Origin of the sequence: Salegentibacter maritimus (assembly GCF_016236915.1) — a bacterium.
In the GTDB taxonomy this organism is placed as follows: domain Bacteria; phylum Bacteroidota; class Bacteroidia; order Flavobacteriales; family Flavobacteriaceae; genus Salegentibacter; species Salegentibacter maritimus.
In genome coordinates this window covers 38,142-56,037 of sequence record NZ_JAEHOK010000021.1, presented here as the reverse complement: position 1 = coordinate 56,037, position 17,896 = coordinate 38,142, and the positions used below count along the sequence as shown (strand labels likewise).

General features: G+C 34.5%; 18 protein-coding genes and 1 pseudogene. 12 read left to right on the top strand and 7 right to left on the bottom strand.

Features of this window, described 5'->3' with window-relative positions:
• The first annotated feature begins 213 nt into the window (after positions 1-213).
• Complete coding sequence (locus I6U49_RS13995; RefSeq protein ID WP_198627550.1) at positions 214-1,194, top strand: IS110 family RNA-guided transposase; 981 nt, start codon at positions 214-216, stop codon at positions 1,192-1,194.
• A 142-nt stretch (positions 1,195-1,336) separates the two neighbouring features.
• Here the strand turns inward: I6U49_RS13995 and I6U49_RS13990 are convergent, their stop codons facing one another.
• The 4 genes and pseudogenes from I6U49_RS13990 to ruvX form a co-directional block, all read right to left on the bottom strand.
• Positions 1,337-1,771 (bottom strand): DUF5606 family protein, encoded by a 435-nt coding sequence (locus tag I6U49_RS13990; protein WP_193710992.1) that lies wholly within the window; start codon positions 1,769-1,771, stop codon positions 1,337-1,339.
• Positions 1,772-2,068: 297 nt separating this feature from the next.
• Positions 2,069-2,659, bottom strand: a complete 591-nt coding sequence (def, locus tag I6U49_RS13985) for a peptide deformylase (RefSeq protein WP_198629280.1) — start codon at positions 2,657-2,659, stop codon at positions 2,069-2,071.
• A 100-nt stretch (positions 2,660-2,759) separates the two neighbouring features.
• Positions 2,760-2,900: pseudogene (locus tag I6U49_RS17300) on the bottom strand (four helix bundle protein); the annotation flags it as partial.
• A 214-nt stretch (positions 2,901-3,114) separates the two neighbouring features.
• Positions 3,115-3,522 (bottom strand): Holliday junction resolvase RuvX, encoded by a 408-nt coding sequence (gene ruvX, locus I6U49_RS13975; protein ID WP_198629279.1) that lies wholly within the window; start codon positions 3,520-3,522, stop codon positions 3,115-3,117.
• A gap of 93 nt (positions 3,523-3,615) precedes the next feature.
• On the opposite strand from ruvX, the gene I6U49_RS13970 reads away from it, so the two are divergent.
• The 4 genes from I6U49_RS13970 to I6U49_RS13955 all read left to right on the top strand — a co-directional run bounded on the left by I6U49_RS13970 (position 3,616) and on the right by I6U49_RS13955 (position 7,739).
• A complete protein-coding gene (locus I6U49_RS13970) occupies positions 3,616-4,431 on the top strand; it encodes a 2,3,4,5-tetrahydropyridine-2,6-dicarboxylate N-succinyltransferase (protein ID WP_193710994.1) in 816 nt (271 codons plus the stop codon).
• A gap of 45 nt (positions 4,432-4,476) precedes the next feature.
• Complete coding sequence (locus I6U49_RS13965) at positions 4,477-5,544, top strand: glycosyltransferase family 9 protein (protein ID WP_198629278.1); 1,068 nt, start codon at positions 4,477-4,479, stop codon at positions 5,542-5,544.
• Positions 5,541-6,605, top strand: a complete 1,065-nt coding sequence (locus tag I6U49_RS13960; RefSeq protein ID WP_198629277.1) for a CDP-glycerol glycerophosphotransferase family protein — start codon at positions 5,541-5,543, stop codon at positions 6,603-6,605. The genes I6U49_RS13965 and I6U49_RS13960 overlap by 4 nt, the downstream gene beginning before the upstream one ends.
• 144 nt (positions 6,606-6,749) lie before the next feature.
• Complete coding sequence (locus I6U49_RS13955) at positions 6,750-7,739, top strand: Stealth CR1 domain-containing protein (protein WP_193710997.1); 990 nt, start codon at positions 6,750-6,752, stop codon at positions 7,737-7,739.
• Positions 7,740-7,819: 80 nt separating this feature from the next.
• On the opposite strand, the gene I6U49_RS13950 is transcribed toward I6U49_RS13955, so the two are convergent.
• Positions 7,820-8,668 carry a glycosyltransferase gene (locus tag I6U49_RS13950; protein WP_198629276.1) on the bottom strand — a complete coding sequence of 283 codons (849 nt, stop codon included), beginning with the start codon at positions 8,666-8,668 and terminating at the stop codon, positions 7,820-7,822.
• 231 nt (positions 8,669-8,899) lie between these two features.
• Positions 8,900-9,667 (bottom strand): lipopolysaccharide kinase InaA family protein, encoded by a 768-nt coding sequence (locus I6U49_RS13945; protein WP_198629275.1) that lies wholly within the window; start codon positions 9,665-9,667, stop codon positions 8,900-8,902.
• 183 nt (positions 9,668-9,850) lie between these two features.
• On the opposite strand from I6U49_RS13945, the gene I6U49_RS13940 reads away from it, so the two are divergent.
• The 7 genes from I6U49_RS13940 to I6U49_RS13910 all read left to right on the top strand — a co-directional run bounded on the left by I6U49_RS13940 (position 9,851) and on the right by I6U49_RS13910 (position 16,563).
• A complete protein-coding gene (locus tag I6U49_RS13940) occupies positions 9,851-10,966 on the top strand; it encodes a glycosyltransferase family 4 protein (RefSeq protein ID WP_198629274.1) in 1,116 nt (371 codons plus the stop codon).
• Positions 10,953-11,522 (top strand): L-threonylcarbamoyladenylate synthase, encoded by a 570-nt coding sequence (locus tag I6U49_RS13935; protein WP_198629273.1) that lies wholly within the window; start codon positions 10,953-10,955, stop codon positions 11,520-11,522. The genes I6U49_RS13940 and I6U49_RS13935 overlap by 14 nt, the downstream gene beginning before the upstream one ends.
• Positions 11,523-11,548: 26 nt before the next feature.
• Entirely contained in the window at positions 11,549-11,926 is a 378-nt protein-coding gene (locus I6U49_RS13930; RefSeq protein ID WP_198629272.1) for a GxxExxY protein, read from the top strand.
• 91 nt (positions 11,927-12,017) lie between these two features.
• Positions 12,018-13,448, top strand: coding sequence for a CCA tRNA nucleotidyltransferase (locus I6U49_RS13925; protein ID WP_198629271.1), 1,431 nt, complete (start codon positions 12,018-12,020; stop codon positions 13,446-13,448).
• Between the two features lie 219 nt (positions 13,449-13,667).
• Complete coding sequence (locus I6U49_RS13920; protein WP_198629270.1) at positions 13,668-14,693, top strand: COX15/CtaA family protein; 1,026 nt, start codon at positions 13,668-13,670, stop codon at positions 14,691-14,693.
• Between the two features lie 24 nt (positions 14,694-14,717).
• Positions 14,718-15,227: an IS1096 element passenger TnpR family protein gene (locus tag I6U49_RS13915; RefSeq protein ID WP_193711004.1), complete on the top strand. Its 510-nt coding sequence runs from the start codon at positions 14,718-14,720 to the stop codon at positions 15,225-15,227.
• A 277-nt stretch (positions 15,228-15,504) separates the two neighbouring features.
• Positions 15,505-16,563 carry a nucleoid-associated protein gene (locus I6U49_RS13910; RefSeq protein ID WP_193711245.1) on the top strand — a complete coding sequence of 353 codons (1,059 nt, stop codon included), beginning with the start codon at positions 15,505-15,507 and terminating at the stop codon, positions 16,561-16,563.
• A 252-nt stretch (positions 16,564-16,815) separates the two neighbouring features.
• Here the strand turns inward: I6U49_RS13910 and I6U49_RS13905 are convergent, their stop codons facing one another.
• Entirely contained in the window at positions 16,816-17,886 is a 1,071-nt protein-coding gene (locus I6U49_RS13905; protein ID WP_193711005.1) for a hypothetical protein, read from the bottom strand.
• Between the last annotated feature and the right edge of the window lie 10 nt (positions 17,887-17,896).

Genomic DNA, 17,896 nt, shown 5'->3' with positions numbered 1-17,896 from the left:
TTCCTTTAGACTTGCAAGAGTAAAATTTGTGTAAATTAAGGATTAAAAAAGAGTAGGCTAACTATAACAAGTTCCAGTTAAAAGAGCTATATGCTGATTCAGTACCTACTCTTTCCCTAAATAGTAACTCAAATAGAAATTCGGGATTAAAAGCCCATTATTAAGGAATTGAGTCCTATTTAATTTAATCCATTCATAACTAAAACCAAAATTATGAAAAATTCATTGACTTTTGTAGGTATTGATATCAGTAAAAACACATTGGATATTTGTTCTATAAAAGGTGAGAAGAAACTGGCCAAACGTATTGATAACAACAAAAAAGCTATAAAAGTTTTTTTTAGTGGCTCAAAGCCACAAAGTTTAAAAGTCTGTATTGAGAATACGGGGCGATATGGCCGTAAGATTATTGAAGTCTTAACCTCTTTAAATATCGTTTTTTACGAAGTAAATCCTTTGCATTTACACAAAAGTATTGGACTCACCAGAGGAAAAGATGATATTATAGATGCCTTCCGTATTGCTAAATTCCTGGAAAAAAACCACACAGAACTCGAACCACATCAAAAACCAGAACCGGGAATAGAAAAGCTGAAAGCACTTATATCCCATAGGAACCTGTTAATTAAGCAAAGAGCCCAACTCAAAGCAAAAAACAAAGAAAACCTACTGATTGCAGATCTTGACTTGCCGCAACTGGAAGAGCACGGAGCTGAACTTATTCAATTACTAACTGAAAAAATAAAACAAACCGACAAATCAATAATTGAGGTTATTGAGCACAATAGTGTATTGAAGCACCAATACCATTTAATACGTGCTATTCCTGGAGTAGGTCCTATTTTATCGTGGAATATGTTGATTAAAACAAATGCATTTAAATCGATCACAAATCCTCGTAAATTTGCCTGTTATGCTGGAGTGGCGCCATTTTCAAAAAGTTCAGGAACTTCTGTTTTTGGTAGGGCATCGGTTTCTATCTATGCAGATAAAGGCATTAAGAAAATACTGCATTTAGCAGCCATGAGGGCGATCCAATTGCCTTCTGATTTAAAACAATATTACCATCGAAAGGTAAATGAAGGCAAAAACAAAATGAGCGTCTTAAATGCTGTAAGAAATAAGATCATTCATAGAATTTTTGCCATCATAAAAAATCAAAAAATATATAATAATAACTTGCAAGTGTCATAGAAATCAGGATGACGTATTTTTAAACAAAAAACCTCACAGCTTTTGAACCTGTGAGGTTTTATTAATTAACGCCATTAAGAACAAAGTGAAGTAACCTCTTGAAAGGTTGACTATCTTCATCCCTCAATGACAGCAGAAATCTTTATTCTTCCTCTCCAGAAGTATCTTTTTCTGCTGATGTTTCTTCCTCGGTAGAGAAATCGGTAATACCGTTTTTAATAAGCAGGTTATACCACTGAAATATTTTTTTCAAATCGCTGGCATATACACGATCTACATCATAGTCTGGCAGGATCTCGGCAAAATACTTTTCCAACTCGGCTTTAGAAGACTTATGGTTTATAGTTTCGCCACCATCTTCTTTCTCCTTTATTTTTTCAAATATTTCTGCCAATGGCACTTCTTCGGTATATGTGTAAATGGCAATCTCACTCAACAAACTTACATTATGACGAATATTTACTGCCATTTTTTTTCCGTCAGGAATAGATTTTACAATAAATCCTCCGCGGCTTTGTGCAGTAAGTTCGTATAAACCGGGTTTTCCCGAAATCGCTAATATCTTATCTAATCCCATAGTATATCTTTAATTCCTCGACGAGGTTATTATTTTGTGGGCCTTGGCCCAGCATTATAAATAGTTTTCTAAATAATGTTTTTGTAATCCTATTGTCAGATTTTATTTTTAGGCTGGCAAATATCAGCTGCCAAAACAACTTATCAAAGTGATTAGCCCGGAATATTTATGAGATAACTCATAAATATTTGTAGTTACAAAGCTTCCCCAATATTCCTAATACTCAAAAATAATGTTCAACTAAGCCTGGGGTAACCATCAAGACACGCAACCTTCTCTAAATCTTTAACAATACAATTAACGGCCTTTTTTCATTTCGGGAAAACGCATTTTATACTCAATTTTAATCTTCCCTTTTGAAATATTCGCAAGTTTACTTTTTAGTAAACGCTTTTTTAAACTGGATAGTTTATCGGTAAATAAAATTCCTTCAATGTGGTCGTATTCATGCTGAATAACCCTGGCTGACAGTCCTGTAAAAGTCTCCCTATGCTCCTTAAAATTCTCATCCTGGTACTCTATCACTATTTTAGGCTTTCTAAAAACGTCTTCCCTAATTTCAGGAATACTTAAACAGCCTTCGTTAAAAGCCCACTCATCTCCTTCTTCTTCTACAATTTTTGGATTTATAAAAACTCTTTTTAGTTTTTTGAGTTCTTCGCGTTCCTGTAACTCTAATTCCTCATCTTCTGCAAACGGGCTCGAGTCTACAAGGAACAAACGAATTGGCAGGCCAACTTGTGGTGCCGCTAAGCCTACGCCATAAGCATTATACATAGTTGCCCACATATTTTCTATTAACTCATCCAGTTTTGGATAATCTTCAGAGATATCTTTGCACTTTTTTCGCAAAACCGGATCTCCGTACGCTACAATTGGTAAAATCATTCTTCTTAGAATTTATATTTTATAATGAATAATTTATAATATCATTTCCCGGAAATTTGGTTTCTTACCGCCGTGATTCCAGACGCGATAAAGATAGATGTCAGCTCTTGGCTTCAATTATCAATTCCTTTGAATCTTTCTCATTTAGCAGATCTTCATCTTTCGCGAATTCTATCCAGAAAATACATTCATCAGCTTCTTCAATTACTATTCCTAATTTTGAAATAAAAGCTTTTTTTGATTGCCCTAAACATGCGGCCTAAATTAGCTGCAACCGAAGTACTACACCTAATTAACTGACCCTCAATATGGCTTCCTAATTTATTTTTTGGAAGATTTATTGCTAGTTTTACGCATTTATGTGCAAAAACATTGGAACGATTAATTAAGTCAGTTTTCATAAAATTAAACAACTTAAATTATAAATTATTCAATAGGCATTATACATTTTAAGCTCACTCATACAAATAAGTCTGCAGGATTATGGTAGCACTAACTTCATCTATAAGCGCTTTATCCCTGCGTTTTTTCTTTTTTACACCGCTATCTATCATAGACTGAAAAGCCATCTTGGAAGTAAAACGTTCGTCTACTCTCTTAAAAGGCATTTCAGGAAACTTTTTAATAAAAATTTTTAAAAACTGCTGAATATAAACTTCTACTGCTGAAGCTGTATCGTCTTTTTGTTTAGGCTCCCCTACCAACACCAGTTCCACTTTTTCCTCTTTAAAATATTTTTCAAGGAACTCCAGAAGCTCTGGGGTTTTTACAGTAGTTAGTCCAGAGGCAATCATTTTAAGTTCATCACTAACGGCAATACCGGTGCGTTTTGTCCCAAAATCAAGTGCCATAATTCGTGCCATCTTCAAAATTTGCGCAAAGGTAAGGTTTATATTGCTTTAGAACCAAAAATTAGCTTTAAGCTCTTATATTTGCTGAAAATCAAGAATAATATTATGGATCATTTAGAAGCTAAGATCAATGAAGCCTGGGAAAACCGGGATTTACTAAAAGATACAGAAACCATAGCAGCTATACGCGAAGTTGTTTCGCTATTAGACTCAGGGAAGTTAAGAACTGCCGAACCGACTGAAAATGGTTGGAAAGTGAACGAATGGGTTAAAAAGGGCGTGGTGCTTTACTTCCCTATTCAGCAAATGGAGACTTTAGAGGCTGGCATTTTTGAATATCACGATAAAATCCCACTAAAAAACGGTTATAAAGAAAAAGGAATTCGAGTAGTTCCTAACGCGGTTGCAAGACACGGGGCCTATATTTCTAGCGGAGTAATTATGATGCCTAGCTATGTAAATATTGGTGCTTATGTAGACGAAGGTACTATGGTAGATACCTGGGCTACCGTAGGAAGTTGTGCTCAAATTGGCAAAAACGTTCATCTTAGTGGTGGTGTAGGAATTGGAGGGGTTTTAGAACCGCTACAGGCTTCTCCTGTAATTATAGAAGACAACGCCTTTTTAGGTTCTAGGAGTATTGTGGTAGAAGGTGTTAAAGTTGAAAAAGAGGCTGTTTTAGGCGCTAACGTTGTACTTACCGCTTCTACTAAAATTATAGATGTTACCGGCGAAGAGCCTAAAGAAATGAAGGGAATTGTTCCGGCAAGATCGGTGGTTATCCCGGGAAGTTATACCAAAAAATTCCCTGCGGGAGAATTTAATGTTCCCTGTGCTTTAATTATTGGTAAACGTAAAGAATCTACCAATAAAAAGACATCGCTAAACGATGCACTACGTGAGTATGATGTAGCGGTATAAGGTCTTATCTTATAAACTTTGCTGTGAGGCGAGTGAAAAAAACGTATGAAAATACTTATAATTCAGCAAAAAATGATTGGGGATGTGCTCACATCCTCAATCTTATTTGAAGCCCTTCGGAAGAAATATCCGAATGCTGAATTACATTATTTAATTTACCCACACACAAAGCCGGTAGTAGAAAACAATCCATTTATAGATAAGCTTATTGAGTATAAACCAGAGACAGGAAGAAACCCTTTAAAATTTCTAAAGTTTTTGAGTTTTATTCGTAATGAATCTTATTCTATAATAATTGACATTTACTCTAAAATAAGTTCAGGCATTATTACCTACTTTGCAGGGGCACCTAGAAGACTTGGTTTTGATAAAAATTATACCCGACTGTTTTATACAAAAACTTTCAGTTATAAAGAAAATCCCCAAACTAGTGCAGGTCTCGCCATAGAGAACAGAATGCAACTTTTAAAAGGTCTGGACCAGAGCTTTCCTATAGCGCTTAGACCTAAAATTTTTATCTCTCCCAAAGAAAAAGAGACTTTTAGAAAGAAGCTGAAAAAGCAAGGAATAGACATAGACCAACCGGTAATTATGTGCGGTGTACTGGGAAGTTCCACCACAAAATCTTATCCTAAAGCTTATATGGCATTTTTATTGGATAAAATTGTAAAACAAATACCAGAAGCGCAGATATTATTTAACTATTTGCCCATGCAAAATGCTGAAGCAAAAAAAATTTACAACCTGTGCAGTCCCCAAACCCAATCACGTATTTTTCTTGATATCTATGAAAACTCATTAAAAGGTTTTATACTTAACGCGGCTAACTGTGATCTTTATTTTGGAAATGAAGGTGGAGCTGCCAATATTATGAAAGCACTGGGTATACCAGGTTTTTCTATACACTCCCCAATTGTAAAAAAGAATTATTGGGCGATTTATGAAGATAATGTAAAACAGGTTTCAATACATTTGGAGGACTTCGAACCACATCTTTTCAAAAACAATACACCCCGCTTCAGCAAACTTAAAAATGACAGGTTATATCAAAAATTAAATCCCGAGCTCATGGAATTAAAATTAAGTGAGTTTTTAAAAAACCTCAACATATGAATTATCGGTTTCTTATTTATATCAGTTATACCTATGCTTTTCCAATTGGTGAGCCCCTGGAAGAAGAAATTAAAAAACGTGGATACCAGGTAAAATGGTTTGCTGATGAACCGGAAACCAAAAAGAAATTTAGTAAAGATAAGCTTGTGGTAGATGATATTCACCAGGCCATTGATTACAACCCCCATATTATTTTAAGTATTACCAACAGTATAGCCGATTTTCTCCCGGGTTTAAAAGTACAGGTATTTCATGGGATTGCCCCCAGTAAACGTAATTTTAAAAAGGGGCACTTTAGAATTCGCGGATTTTTCGATCTATATTCAACTCAAGGACCGTTTACTACACAACCTTTTAAAGAGTTGCAGAAAAAATATAGACACTTTGAAGTAGTAGAAACCGGTTGGCCCAAATTAGATCCCCTGTTTCCGCTAGAAGAAATTCCGCGGGAAAAACCTAGTATCTTAATTTCCTCTACCTTTAGTAAAAAACTGAGTTTAGCCTATAATGATGATGTGATAGAGGAAATAAAACGCATTTCGAAAAAAGGAAATTGGAATTTTAAAGTAGTGCTCCACCCAAAAATTCCGCAGGAACGTGTTCAAAAATTTATAGACATACAAGGGAAAAACCTCACCTATTACGATACTACAGATTTGATCCCTTTATTTCGAGAAAGCGATGTACTGTTTGCCGATTCTACCTCTGTAGTAACTGAATTTTTGCTTCAAGAAAAACCGGTAGTAACTTTTAGAAACTCACAACCCGGAAAACACTTACTAAATATCACCCAGGTTGAAAAAATTGAAAGCGCAATAGAAAATGCACTTGATCCTGATGTGAATTTACTTGAAGAAATCCAGGAATTTAATAAAAATATGCACCCCTATAAAGATGGCAAGTCTAGCGCGCGCTTAATAGATGCATCAATAAAATTTCTACATGCCGATAAAAGTCATTTAAAACCTAAACCCTTAAATATTATACGAAAGCTAAAAGTTCGCAAAAACCTTAATTTCTATCCTTTAAAGACTTACCGGAAACCACCCACAATTAAATAGCGCTTAAGTGATTTTAACGTATTAAATTTGCTACTTTTTTTTTGAATATTATAATTTAGCATTTAAACAAAAGGTAAATTAATCCTTATTTTTCAGTGAATAATTCAAATTAAAACCTAAATTACCAGGTTAAATTTTCAAAGAATGAAAGAATCTCTAGAAGATATTCCCGTTGATGCCGTTATAACATGGGTAGATGGCGACGACAAAAATTGGCAAAAAAAAATTAATGATTATTCTAAATCTCCTATAAATTTCTCCTCTAAAAAACACTTAAAAAGATACAATTCAATTGGGGAAATTGATATGGCTATTAAATCTATAATCAAATTTGCGCCTTTTATTAGGAATATTTTTTTAGTAACCGATAATCAATCGCCCGAATCTTTTGATCACCTAAAATCATTAGCTCAAAAGAAAGGTATGAACTTAGAACTGGTAGATCACGAAATTATTTTTAGGGGATTTGAAGAATACCTCCCCACCTTTAACTCGTGTTCTATTATATCTATGTTGTATAGAATCCCCAACTTATCTGAGCACTTTATTATTTTTAATGATGATACTTTTGTAATGAAAGAAGTCTCTGTAGATGATTTTTTTATTAATGGAGAACCTATCATAAGAGGTAAATGGCAAGACTTCAATGAAAACAAAACATTACGAAAATCATATCATGAATTTTTAAACTTCCTGGATGTTTCTACAAAAAAGGATAAAATCAGTTTTAAAAAACTACAACAAAACAGCGCCAAAATGGCGAAAATGGATAAATATGTTAGACGATTTCATACTCCGGTTAGTGTAAGAAAATCAACTCTAACAAAATTTTTTAAAGAAGATTCTTTACTTAGAAACAATATTCAACACAGATTTAGAAATCCAAATCAATTTCTGCTATCTTCCTTATCTGAGCATCTGGAAATTAAGAATAACACTTACCATTATCGTAGTTACTCGCAGTTAACTTACTTCAGGTCGTATAAAAATTTATCGTCAACAAAACTAAAATTGAAATGGTTTGAAAAAAACCAAAAGAAACTTTTTCTCACCTTTCAAACCCTGGATATGGCCAATGACGAAATATTAAATTATATTTTACTTTGGATAAAAAAGCGATTAAGTGAAAGCTAAGATGTTCCCTGGTAACAAGCCTTGAAGCATTAAATCCAGATTATGGAGTAAATTAGAGAAGTTCCTGTACTTTATTTAATTCAGGTATTTCTATAAAGCCCTATAGCCGCTTTAATTTTTTTGTAAACTTCTTTGCTAATTAACTTTACCCTATTTTTAAAACTCAATAATCGCCATGAATTAAAACTCACTAAACTTTTAAAGATTTCTGTTGTTCGGGTTTTAGAAATATTAAAATCATAGATTTTTTCAGGGTTTATATTTCCATATCCCCAAAATCTATTCACTTTATTTTTAGAATGAATTATACTTAACCAGAGTCTTTGATTTTTTATTCTAACCAGATTTTTTTCATATTTCCAGGAGCCATGACGATTTCGAAACCAAACAGTTTTAAAATCATCTTTCTTTTCTATAAGACTAATAAATGGATTATTTAATTTTCTTAAAGCACCCAAACGGGTATTTTTACCGGTTTCTAAAGTATAACCATCAATTATATCAAGCGCTTGATGCTCTTGTTTATTAAAATAACTTTGCACAACATCTGTATAATTCTGGTGAATACAATCGTCGTTATCTAGCCGTGAGGTTATTATATATTCCTGGGAATCAAGATTACTAATAGTTTTTACAATTTCGGGAAGGAAATTTTTCATACCGTCAATAAAAACGGGAACAAAATTTTCGTAGTCACTTTTGTAATCTACTACCTTCTGTTTATAGATTTCAGGAGTATTAATATCAAAAAAAACCAACCACTTAAAGTTTTGGTTAGTTTGGTTTTTTACCGATGCAAAACAATAATTCTCGAATAAATCAAAACGCTCCTCTAACCATTCATCAGTTAGCACTTCTTCGTTATTTTTTGTAGTAGTCCAGTCTTTCGCTCTTAAATTGAAACGAGTAACAATATAGTGCTGAAACATTATTCTAAATTATAAATGACTATTTTAAACTTAAAACATCACCTCATTTTATTGAGCTAAACATTTTAATTTTATTCATAACCCTCCTAAAGAAATAATTCATTTCTTATTGGAAGAGCTTACTTTAAACTTTGGTTAATACTACAAAAAAACTCTAAGATTTCTTGATGTTATTTAATTGAAAATATCAATTTCAAAACTTTAGGACAAGAACCTTAATTTTATATTCGCTTATTTAATTCCGACAAAATTTTTAAACCTTTGCTTCAGTTCCCTATTCTTAGCCCTTTTTACAAAAAAAGAATGGGCAAAAAACCACATTTTTTTAAAGACTTCGGTTTCCGACTTTTCTATGAGTTCTGCATATTCATCGGCCATAATTTCAATCTTTTCATTATCGGGAGTAAGCCTGGCAAAATTTTTCATCCGCTCGGTAAAATTAAGCGGTTTAAAATTCATTCTATTTAAATCTACCAGGTAAAACTTATAATCGCCGTTATTTAGCTGAATTAAAGTGTTACCGGGGCTATGGTCCAAAAACTCAATATTATTTTCATGAAGTTTAAAGGTGAAACGGGTAAAAGCACGTAAAATATCTTCGTGGCCGGGTATTGTCAAATCTAAATCCCTAAATGTAAGATCATAATCTAAATGCTCGCTGATATAAAAACTTTTAGTAAGAGCTCCCTTAACAACTTCTTCAGCAAAAGCAATAGGCTTAGGGGTTCCAATTCCTTTTTTAATAAGTTTTTCTGCATATTTAAACGAGCGCTCAGCTTTAGATTCCCTAAAAAGTACATACACATACCTGTTAATGAAGTTAGGCTGTTTAAAAGACTTTATATTGAATTTCTCCCCCTCTTTTTCAATTATTTTAATATGGTTTCTGCGATGTTTTTTTCCTGCAAAAAACGACTGCCCAATAGCATTAAAATTCAACAGAATTTCTTCGATGTTCTTCTTGGATAATTTATGATATTTTGAAATGAAAATCTTCATCAACAAATAAAGTTAAAGCTATTAATAATTACACCATCCCCGAATTAGACCGAAAGATTAGCTAAATATCGCAGTGTAAATTAGTATTTTTACCACCGCATTAAGGCTTGACTAATCAAAAACTTAAGTTTTTAATAATCGACAAATATAAACATTGCAGCAACGAATAAAGAGAAAGACCTAATGAAAATCCTTCATTTATCGGCAGTAAAAAATTGGGGGGGCGGTGAAAACCAAATCGAATTGCTGTGTGAAGCCTTTAAAAATGAGGCTCCCGAAGTGGAAAATCTAATTCTATGCGTAAAAAACGGATTGTTTCATAAGAGACTCAAAGAGAATCAATTAAAGTTCAAAACTTCACCACTTCGCTTTAATTTCGATATTCGGTACAGTTTAAAGATTATACAAATTTGCAAGACCAGGCGAATAGACCTTATCCATATTCACGATCCAAAAGCACTTGCCCTGGTTGTTTTGGCCGATAAATTCTATAATTTACCGCCAATGGTTTTTAGCAAAAAGACTTCTTTTCCCATCAAAAACAGAGAGCAAACACTTTACAAATACAACTATCCAAAAATTAAACGCATTCTGTGTGTTTCGCATAAAACCAAAGAGATCACTGCAGAAAAAATTAAGGATAAAAATCGTTTAAGAACCATTTATCACGGTATTTCTATTGAAAAACAAAAACAGCTTTGCCCTGATGGTAATCTTCGAAATAAACTTGGCTTAACCGAAGATTATATTCTGGTAGGAAATATTGGCAATCATATTCCTGCTAAGGACCTTTCTACTTTCATTGAAACTGCCAAACAAATAATAAACCGGCAAAACGGTCAAAAATTTCACTTTGTACAAATTGGATATTTCACTTCTGAAACTGCCGCATTACTCGAACAGGTAAAAGCTAATAATTTAGAAGCATCTATCAGTTTTTTGGGTTTTAAAGAAAATGCCGCAAACCTAATATTACAGTTAGATATGTTACTGCTCACCTCTAACTCTGAAGGTGTCCCTAATGTAATTTATGAAGCTTTCTACCATAAAACTCCAGTTATAGCCACAAATGTTGGAGGAATTCCCGAAATTGTGAGCCATATGGAAAACGGACTTTTAGCTGATGCGACAGATCCTAAAAAATTAAGCGAACACATCCTATTTTTGGCAAAAGAAACCAATATAAGCCTTAGGTTTACCCAAAACGCCCATCGAAAAGTGGTAGAAAATTTCACCACAAAACAAATGGCGCAAAAAACACTACACGAATACAAAAACATTTTATATGGAAGATCTTAAAACAGAAATACAAAACGCCCTTACTATCTTAAAACGCGGCGGGCTTATACTTTATCCTACCGATACAGTTTGGGGAATTGGCTGTGACGCCACCAATCCTGGAGCGGTAGAAAAAGTGTATAAACTAAAAAAACGCCACGAAAGTCAGGCCTTAATTTGTTTGGTTTCAGATTATAAAATGCTCAACCAATTTGTGGAAGATGTACCAGAAGTAGCTTACGACATTTTAAAATTTGCCCGAAAACCTACCACCGTTATTTACGATAATCCAATTCGTGTGGCCGAAAACCTAATAGGCGCTGATAATTCCCTGGCTATTAGGGTTTCCAAAGATAAATTCAGTAATGATTTAGCAAAAAGATTTAGTAAACCCATCGTTTCTACCTCGGCAAACATTAGTGGTGAAAAAACACCGGAAAGTTTCGCCAAAATTAGTCCCGAAATTTTAGAAGGTGTGGACTATATAGTAAATTTGCAAAAAAATAAGAAATCGGCTAAACCCTCTACTATCATTAAATTAAGTAACGATGGTAAGGTTAAAGTGATTAGAAAATAGATTATTTCGCCACGAATACACTAATTATGTTCGATATTATATATAAAGATGAAAGTTATGTCATTGTTGGCACACTATTCAATGAATATAATAATTTAGGAAGTGGCTTTTCTGAAATAGTTTATAAAGATGCATTAGAACTTGAGTTTAATTCGCTGAATATTCTTCCCTTTGAAAGAGAAAAAGAATACTCAGTCACCTATAAAGGAGTTGTTCTGAGACACAAATTCTATGCTGATTTTATCGCTTTTGATAAAATCATTTTAGAAATAAAGTCTATAGAGAATATTCACGATAAGCATATTGCTCAATGTATTAATTATTTAAAGGTTTCCGAAAACAGATTAGCCATATTAGCCAACTTCCACAAAGATTTATTAGATCACAAAAGAATTGTACTATAAATATTTGTGTATTCGTGGCTAGAAAAGATATAATTTTCCAGTATCATTTAATTACATATTGATAACAGGAAATTTCAAAAGAAATTAAATAGTGAAGAATTATAAAAGCGCGTTATCCCATAATATTTTTAGGGTCATCACCCAGGCTTCAGAAGAAATAAATCTTGAAAGCTATGTTATTGGAGGTTTTGTGCGCGATCATATTTTACAACGAGGCACCCCTAAAGATATAGACATTGTTGCGGTTGGCAGCGGTATTCAACTCGCTAAAAAAGTAGCCCAAATACTTCCGCATAAACCCAAAGTGCAGGTTTTTAAAAATTATGGAACCGCAATGTTACGGGCTTATGATATGGAAATAGAGTTTGTGGGCGCTCGTAAAGAAAGCTATCAAAAAGAGAGTAGAAAACCCCTTGTGGAAGATGGAAGTTTGGAAGACGACCAAAACCGGCGTGATTTTACTATAAATGCACTCGCATTGGGATTAAATGAGGATAACTTCGGAAATCTTTTAGACCCTTTTAATGGTATTGAAGATCTTCAGTCCAAAATCATTAAAACTCCACTGGACCCCGATATAACTTATTCTGACGATCCCTTGCGTATGCTGCGGGCCATTAGATTTGCCACACAACTAAATTTTAAAATTGAAAAAGAGTCCTTAGATGCTATTACCAGAAACAGGAAACGCATACGCATTATCTCCAAAGAAAGAATTACAGAAGAGCTGCATAAAATAATGCTGGCAAAAATACCTTCAAAAGGATTTTCTTTGCTGCACAAAACAGGCTTACTGGATATTATTTTACCCGAACTTACCGCTCTGGAAGGCATAGATGAAATTGAAGGTCAACGTCACAAAGACAATTTTTGGCACACTTTAGAAGTGGTAGATAATATTGCAGAAAACACCGATGATCTTTGGCTACGCTGGGCAGCCCTATTGCACGATATTGGGAAAGCCCCTACCAAAAAATTTCATAAGAAAATTGGGTGGACCTTTCACGGTCATGAGTTTGTGGGCGCGAAAATGGTATTTAAACTCTTTAAACGACTTCGCCTGCCGCTTAATGAGAAGATGAAATATGTACAGAAATTGGTATTAATGAGTTCACGCCCCATAGCTATTGTAGACAATGACGTAACCGATTCTGCCGTGCGCCGACTTATCTTTGATGCGGGTGAAGATATTGAAGACCTAATGACACTCTGTGAGGCCGATATCACCACTAAAAACCCTAATCGTTTTAAAAAGTATCATAACAATTTTAAAGTGGTTCGCAGTAAAATGAAAGAGGTGGAAGAGCGCGACCAGGTGCGCAATTTCCAACCCCCGGTTACCGGCGAAGAAATTATGGAAACTTTTAATATTAAGCCCTCGCGAGAAATTGGTATTATAAAAGATGCCATTAAAGAAGCAATTCTGGAAGGAGAAATTCCTAATGAACATGAAGCCGCAAGGAATTTAATGCTAAAAAAAGGAAAAGAACTTGGGTTAACAGTGGGCAGTGAGCAGTCTTAGTAGGCAGTCTCAGTAGGCAGTGGGCTTAAGAGGTATAATTTCAAAAGCTTTGTTTTATTTTTAAAGGCTAGCCTCGAAATATTTGAATATCTATTATCGAGTTAAAAAGTAAACTACCTCTGAGCAAGCCCACGAGGCATTCTTTGGAAACAAATTTTTAATTTCGAGCCAAGCCTCGGGGTATTACACCCTTTGGCGGTGCCAATAAAGTTTAAAAAAATGTATAGAAAATCGGTTAAAATTTCCCTCATACTCGTATACCTGGTTATAGTTGCCGGTGCAGTTGTTAGAATGACAGGCTCTGGAATGGGCTGCCCAGATTGGCCAAAATGTTTCGGCTATTACATTCCCCCAACAGAAGTCTCAGAATTGGAATTTCAGGCTAATAGAGAGTATGAAAAAGGCCAGGTAATTATTGTTGACGAAACTTTAAAAGTAGCTGCAGAGGACTTCACATCAAAAGAAGTTTATAACGAAAAAAATTGGAGCACCTATACCAAACACGATTATGCCATTTTTAACCCCGTACATACCTGGGTAGAATATATCAACAGGTTGGCAGGTGCTTTGGCTGGTTTTGCTGTGCTTATTATGGCTATACTTTCTTTCAGAAAATGGAAAAGCAACAAAAAAATCACTTTGCTCTCCTGGCTTAGTGTATTTCTTATGGGGTTCCAGGCGTGGCTGGGTGCCACCGTTGTTTATTCGGTTCTATCTCCGGTAAGAATCACCATACACATGGTTATGGCCCTGGTAATTGTAGCAGTTTTACTTTATTTACTCTATATTTCAGGAGAAAAACAACAATCTAAAAGACCTAATAAAACCTTTAAAAACTTAATGGTTTTGGCTCTTGCACTTACCTTAATTCAAGTGGTTTTAGGAACTCAAGTAAGGCAAATTGTAGATGAACAAATAAAAGCATTTGGTTATGATGCCAGGGAAATGTGGCTGGCAAATCCTGATATAACATTTTACATTCACCGAAGTTTCTCCATTCTTGTAATACTGGTAAACCTTGTACTTTGGTGGAAAAACCGTAAACTTCAACTTAATTTTGGAAAAATAAACTGGGTACTATGGCTAATAGCCCTCGAAATTATAACGGGAATTGCCATGTATAATTTCGATTTTCCTTTTACAACCCAATCGCTACATTTAGTAATCGCCTCGGCTTTGTTTGGATTCCAATTTTATTTATTATTGGAAAGCTTTACCGCCGGCAGAAAGTTGAAAACTTCGTAACTTTGCCCCCTAAAATTTGAAATTATGGTTTACCGATTTAGAGTAATTCTTGATGCAGAGGAAGATGTATTTAGAGATATAGAAATACTAAAAGACAACACCCTGGAAGATCTTCATAACACCATTCTACAGTCGTTTGGTTTTGATGGTACCGAGATGGCCTCATTCTACTTAAGTGACGAAAAATGGGAACAAGGCGAAGAATTTTCGCAGTTTGATATGGGTGGTGAAGTTAGATTGATGAACGAAACCAGCCTGGAATCTATTTTAGATGAAGATAATAGAAACATAATCTATGTGTACGACTTTCTAAAAATGTGGACCTTTTTAATAGAGTTAGCACAGATTGGCGAAATTGAAGATGGAAGAGATTACCCCAACCTTATGTTTGTACACGGGCAAATTCCAGACAATGCACCAGATAAAGATTTTGTAGGCGAGGATGATGGCGATGGCGGTTCTGGTGATATTTTTGACCAGGGTTTTAATACCAACGATTACGACGACCTTTCGTTTGATGAAAACTGGAACTGATTTCGGAGGAATCATTCCTAACTCGCTTCGGCGTCTTAAATAAGTGTAACTTGACTGTTTACTGTACCGGTCTCCAAGCGTCGTGGGTATTCAGATTTCAAACTTCATAGTAGTTAAAGGTCTTATTACCACGAGGCATTCGATGGAAACAAATTTTTAATTTCGAGGCATGTCTCCGGGTATTACACCCTTTGGCAGTGCCAATAAACAACAAATAAAATTTCCGCTTTGGTTTATCTCGTATATTCGAAACGGAATTGAAAAAATTATATACCGAATGATTAATCTTTTTAATGCGCAAATTGAATCGCTGTCTATTCATAGAGTTGGCAATAAAAGCCGAAATGAAAATATTTTTCTTTCGTCTGCTCCTTATCAATTAAATGATGAGATCACTCCACTAATTAAGGAGTATTTCCTAAAACCTTTTAGAGAAAAGGAAGAAAATTATTTCCAATTTTCTCACGATACAGATCTTGAGTTCAACGAACTTTATAATTTAGCCAATGCTGTTTTTGATAATCCAGACAACATACACGAAGCTTCTAAGAAAATTACAACACTATTATTTGAGCAATCTGCCCATCCGCATATTAAAAGTGGAGAAGTTTATGTAGTCTATTTTGAGAACCTACAAATTGATAATGAGAAAGTTTCAGGAATTGGCATTTTTAAATCTGAGTTAAAACATGATTTTCTTCAGTTTGAAGAAAATGGCAGTATCCTGGAGATGATTGTTAAACAGGGAATCAACTTAAATAAGTTAGATAAAGGTGCGCTAATTTTCAATAAAAACCGTGCTGAAGGTTATAAAATCCTTTCGGTAGACTCTAATAAATATGACACCAAATACTGGCTGGAAAACTTTTTAGGAGTAGATGTAATGCGCGATGAAAATTACAACACCAAAAGTTACTTAAACTTCTGTAAGAACTTTGCCAAAGACGTGGTTTTACCTGCTGAAGACAAAAAAGAAGAAGTCATGTTCATGAACCGAAGTATGGATTACTTCGCTAAAAATGACGATTTTGAAGAAAGTAACTTCTTAAATTCAGTTATAGATAATCCAGATTTAGTGCCTGAATTTCAACATTACAAAACCGAAAAGGCTCCTAAATATAAGATTGAAGATCTTACCAATTTCCCTATAGCCAACAAAGCGGTAACAGATGCCCGCAAGAAAATTAAAAGTGTTATAAACCTTGACACAAACATCCAGATTAAAATGGATTTTGTAAATGCCGAGTCGGCCGATAAATTTGTTGAAAAAGGCTGGGACGAAGAAAAACAGATGTATTATTACCTGGTTTATTTTAATAAAGAAGAAAAAAACTAAAACATCTTTTTAAAAAAGATTGTAGCCACGAATCCACAAAAATTAATAGTGGATTCGTGGCTTTTTTTTCAACTGTTTTTACGTTAAAAATGTTGTATAAAAAGTATAGCTTTCATCAAGCTGAACTTGTTTCAGCTTCTAACCTGTTCTGATTATCGACATTTTAGATCCCCGATAAAAAATCGGGGCAGGCTCTGAAATAAATTCAGGATGACGATTTTAAGAAAAGTTTTCACATATCCTATTTTTCTTTCATGAACTTTCCAGCAAACGTTTCATATTTACGTCTTCGTAATTACGACGTACAAAATCTAATGCTGTTCTAAGAATTTGCCCCATGGTACTGGCACGTTTAAACTTCATATCGTTAGTATATTTATACAGGTCTTTTCTTAAGCTTTTTACGTTGGCCTGGGTAGAAACATGATCGTTTATCATACAACGCAACAACTCTTTATAGCGCGGACGGGTGTTTATTATTCTTTTGGCAAGCAGGGAACGTTCTTCTTTCCGGTATTGTTCAATTGAAGATTCCTGAAGTTTTTCCTGTACCAACTGCACCATTTTCAGGTTTTCTTTAAAGAATTGTGGCCTATACACTTTTAGGTTTCCTTCAAAACACTGCTGATCGAAATCTATGGCCCTTATTTGATATTCTACATGATCAAAATCGTGTGTAGGAATTACCACATAATTATACGAGCGCATATCTCCCAGTAACCTTACCGTACATCGCTCATTGAATTTTACAAATTGTTTGGCGATTTGGGTTTGTGCCCGGTTATCGCACAAAGGCAAATGATCTTCTATAAAAACATCTCCGGGAATACCCGCAATATGTTCTTCAATTAACGTGTCTTTATAGACTAAAAAATTTATTCGGTGTGGGGATAGCAAATGCTCAAACTCCAGCCCATAGATTCGGGAGGCATCAGCTTTTTTTACATAGAAATAAGTAAAACTATCATTTAGAATGTTTCTCACCTTAATGCGAAAGGGTTTCGAGTTGCCAAAAGTGCAATAATCTATAGCATCTACGGTTAAAAATTCCAGCGAATCATCACTACCATCAGAATGCATAATGGTATACACCTGCTTTAGGCTATTATCTATTTCTTCCCGCTCAAAATCGGGATAATAACAGCGTACCCAAAAAGTATCTTCATCATGCTGATCGTACACTACAACCGAGCCGGAAAAACGCAGCAAGTCATCATAAAAAACAGGAATTTTAGTATTTCGGTTATATTTGGCCAGATATCGATTTAACCGTTCATTTACAGCAAATGATGGTTTTTTCTTAGACATCAGCTTTTCTTCCATATTATATCAG

What these genes read in the sequence shown, in the direction of transcription:
- I6U49_RS13995 (WP_198627550.1), top strand. Translation starts at nt 214, where the DNA reads ATGAAAAATTCATTGACTTTTGTAGGTATTGATATCAGTAAAAACACA.
- I6U49_RS13990 (WP_193710992.1), bottom strand. Translation starts at nt 1,771, where the DNA reads ATGGGATTAGATAAGATATTAGCGATTTCGGGAAAACCCGGTTTATAC.
- def (WP_198629280.1), bottom strand. Translation starts at nt 2,659, where the DNA reads ATGATTTTACCAATTGTAGCGTACGGAGATCCGGTTTTGCGAAAAAAG.
- ruvX (WP_198629279.1), bottom strand. Translation starts at nt 3,522, where the DNA reads ATGGCACGAATTATGGCACTTGATTTTGGGACAAAACGCACCGGTATT.
- I6U49_RS13970 (WP_193710994.1), top strand. Translation starts at nt 3,616, where the DNA reads ATGGATCATTTAGAAGCTAAGATCAATGAAGCCTGGGAAAACCGGGAT.
- I6U49_RS13965 (WP_198629278.1), top strand. Translation starts at nt 4,477, where the DNA reads ATGAAAATACTTATAATTCAGCAAAAAATGATTGGGGATGTGCTCACA.
- I6U49_RS13960 (WP_198629277.1), top strand. Translation starts at nt 5,541, where the DNA reads ATGAATTATCGGTTTCTTATTTATATCAGTTATACCTATGCTTTTCCA.
- I6U49_RS13955 (WP_193710997.1), top strand. Translation starts at nt 6,750, where the DNA reads ATGAAAGAATCTCTAGAAGATATTCCCGTTGATGCCGTTATAACATGG.
- I6U49_RS13950 (WP_198629276.1), bottom strand. Translation starts at nt 8,668, where the DNA reads ATGTTTCAGCACTATATTGTTACTCGTTTCAATTTAAGAGCGAAAGAC.
- I6U49_RS13945 (WP_198629275.1), bottom strand. Translation starts at nt 9,667, where the DNA reads ATGAAGATTTTCATTTCAAAATATCATAAATTATCCAAGAAGAACATC.
- I6U49_RS13940 (WP_198629274.1), top strand. Translation starts at nt 9,851, where the DNA reads ATGAAAATCCTTCATTTATCGGCAGTAAAAAATTGGGGGGGCGGTGAA.
- I6U49_RS13935 (WP_198629273.1), top strand. Translation starts at nt 10,953, where the DNA reads ATGGAAGATCTTAAAACAGAAATACAAAACGCCCTTACTATCTTAAAA.
- I6U49_RS13930 (WP_198629272.1), top strand. Translation starts at nt 11,549, where the DNA reads ATGTTCGATATTATATATAAAGATGAAAGTTATGTCATTGTTGGCACA.
- I6U49_RS13920 (WP_198629270.1), top strand. Translation starts at nt 13,668, where the DNA reads ATGTATAGAAAATCGGTTAAAATTTCCCTCATACTCGTATACCTGGTT.
- I6U49_RS13915 (WP_193711004.1), top strand. Translation starts at nt 14,718, where the DNA reads ATGGTTTACCGATTTAGAGTAATTCTTGATGCAGAGGAAGATGTATTT.
- I6U49_RS13910 (WP_193711245.1), top strand. Translation starts at nt 15,505, where the DNA reads ATGATTAATCTTTTTAATGCGCAAATTGAATCGCTGTCTATTCATAGA.
- I6U49_RS13905 (WP_193711005.1), bottom strand. Translation starts at nt 17,886, where the DNA reads ATGGAAGAAAAGCTGATGTCTAAGAAAAAACCATCATTTGCTGTAAAT.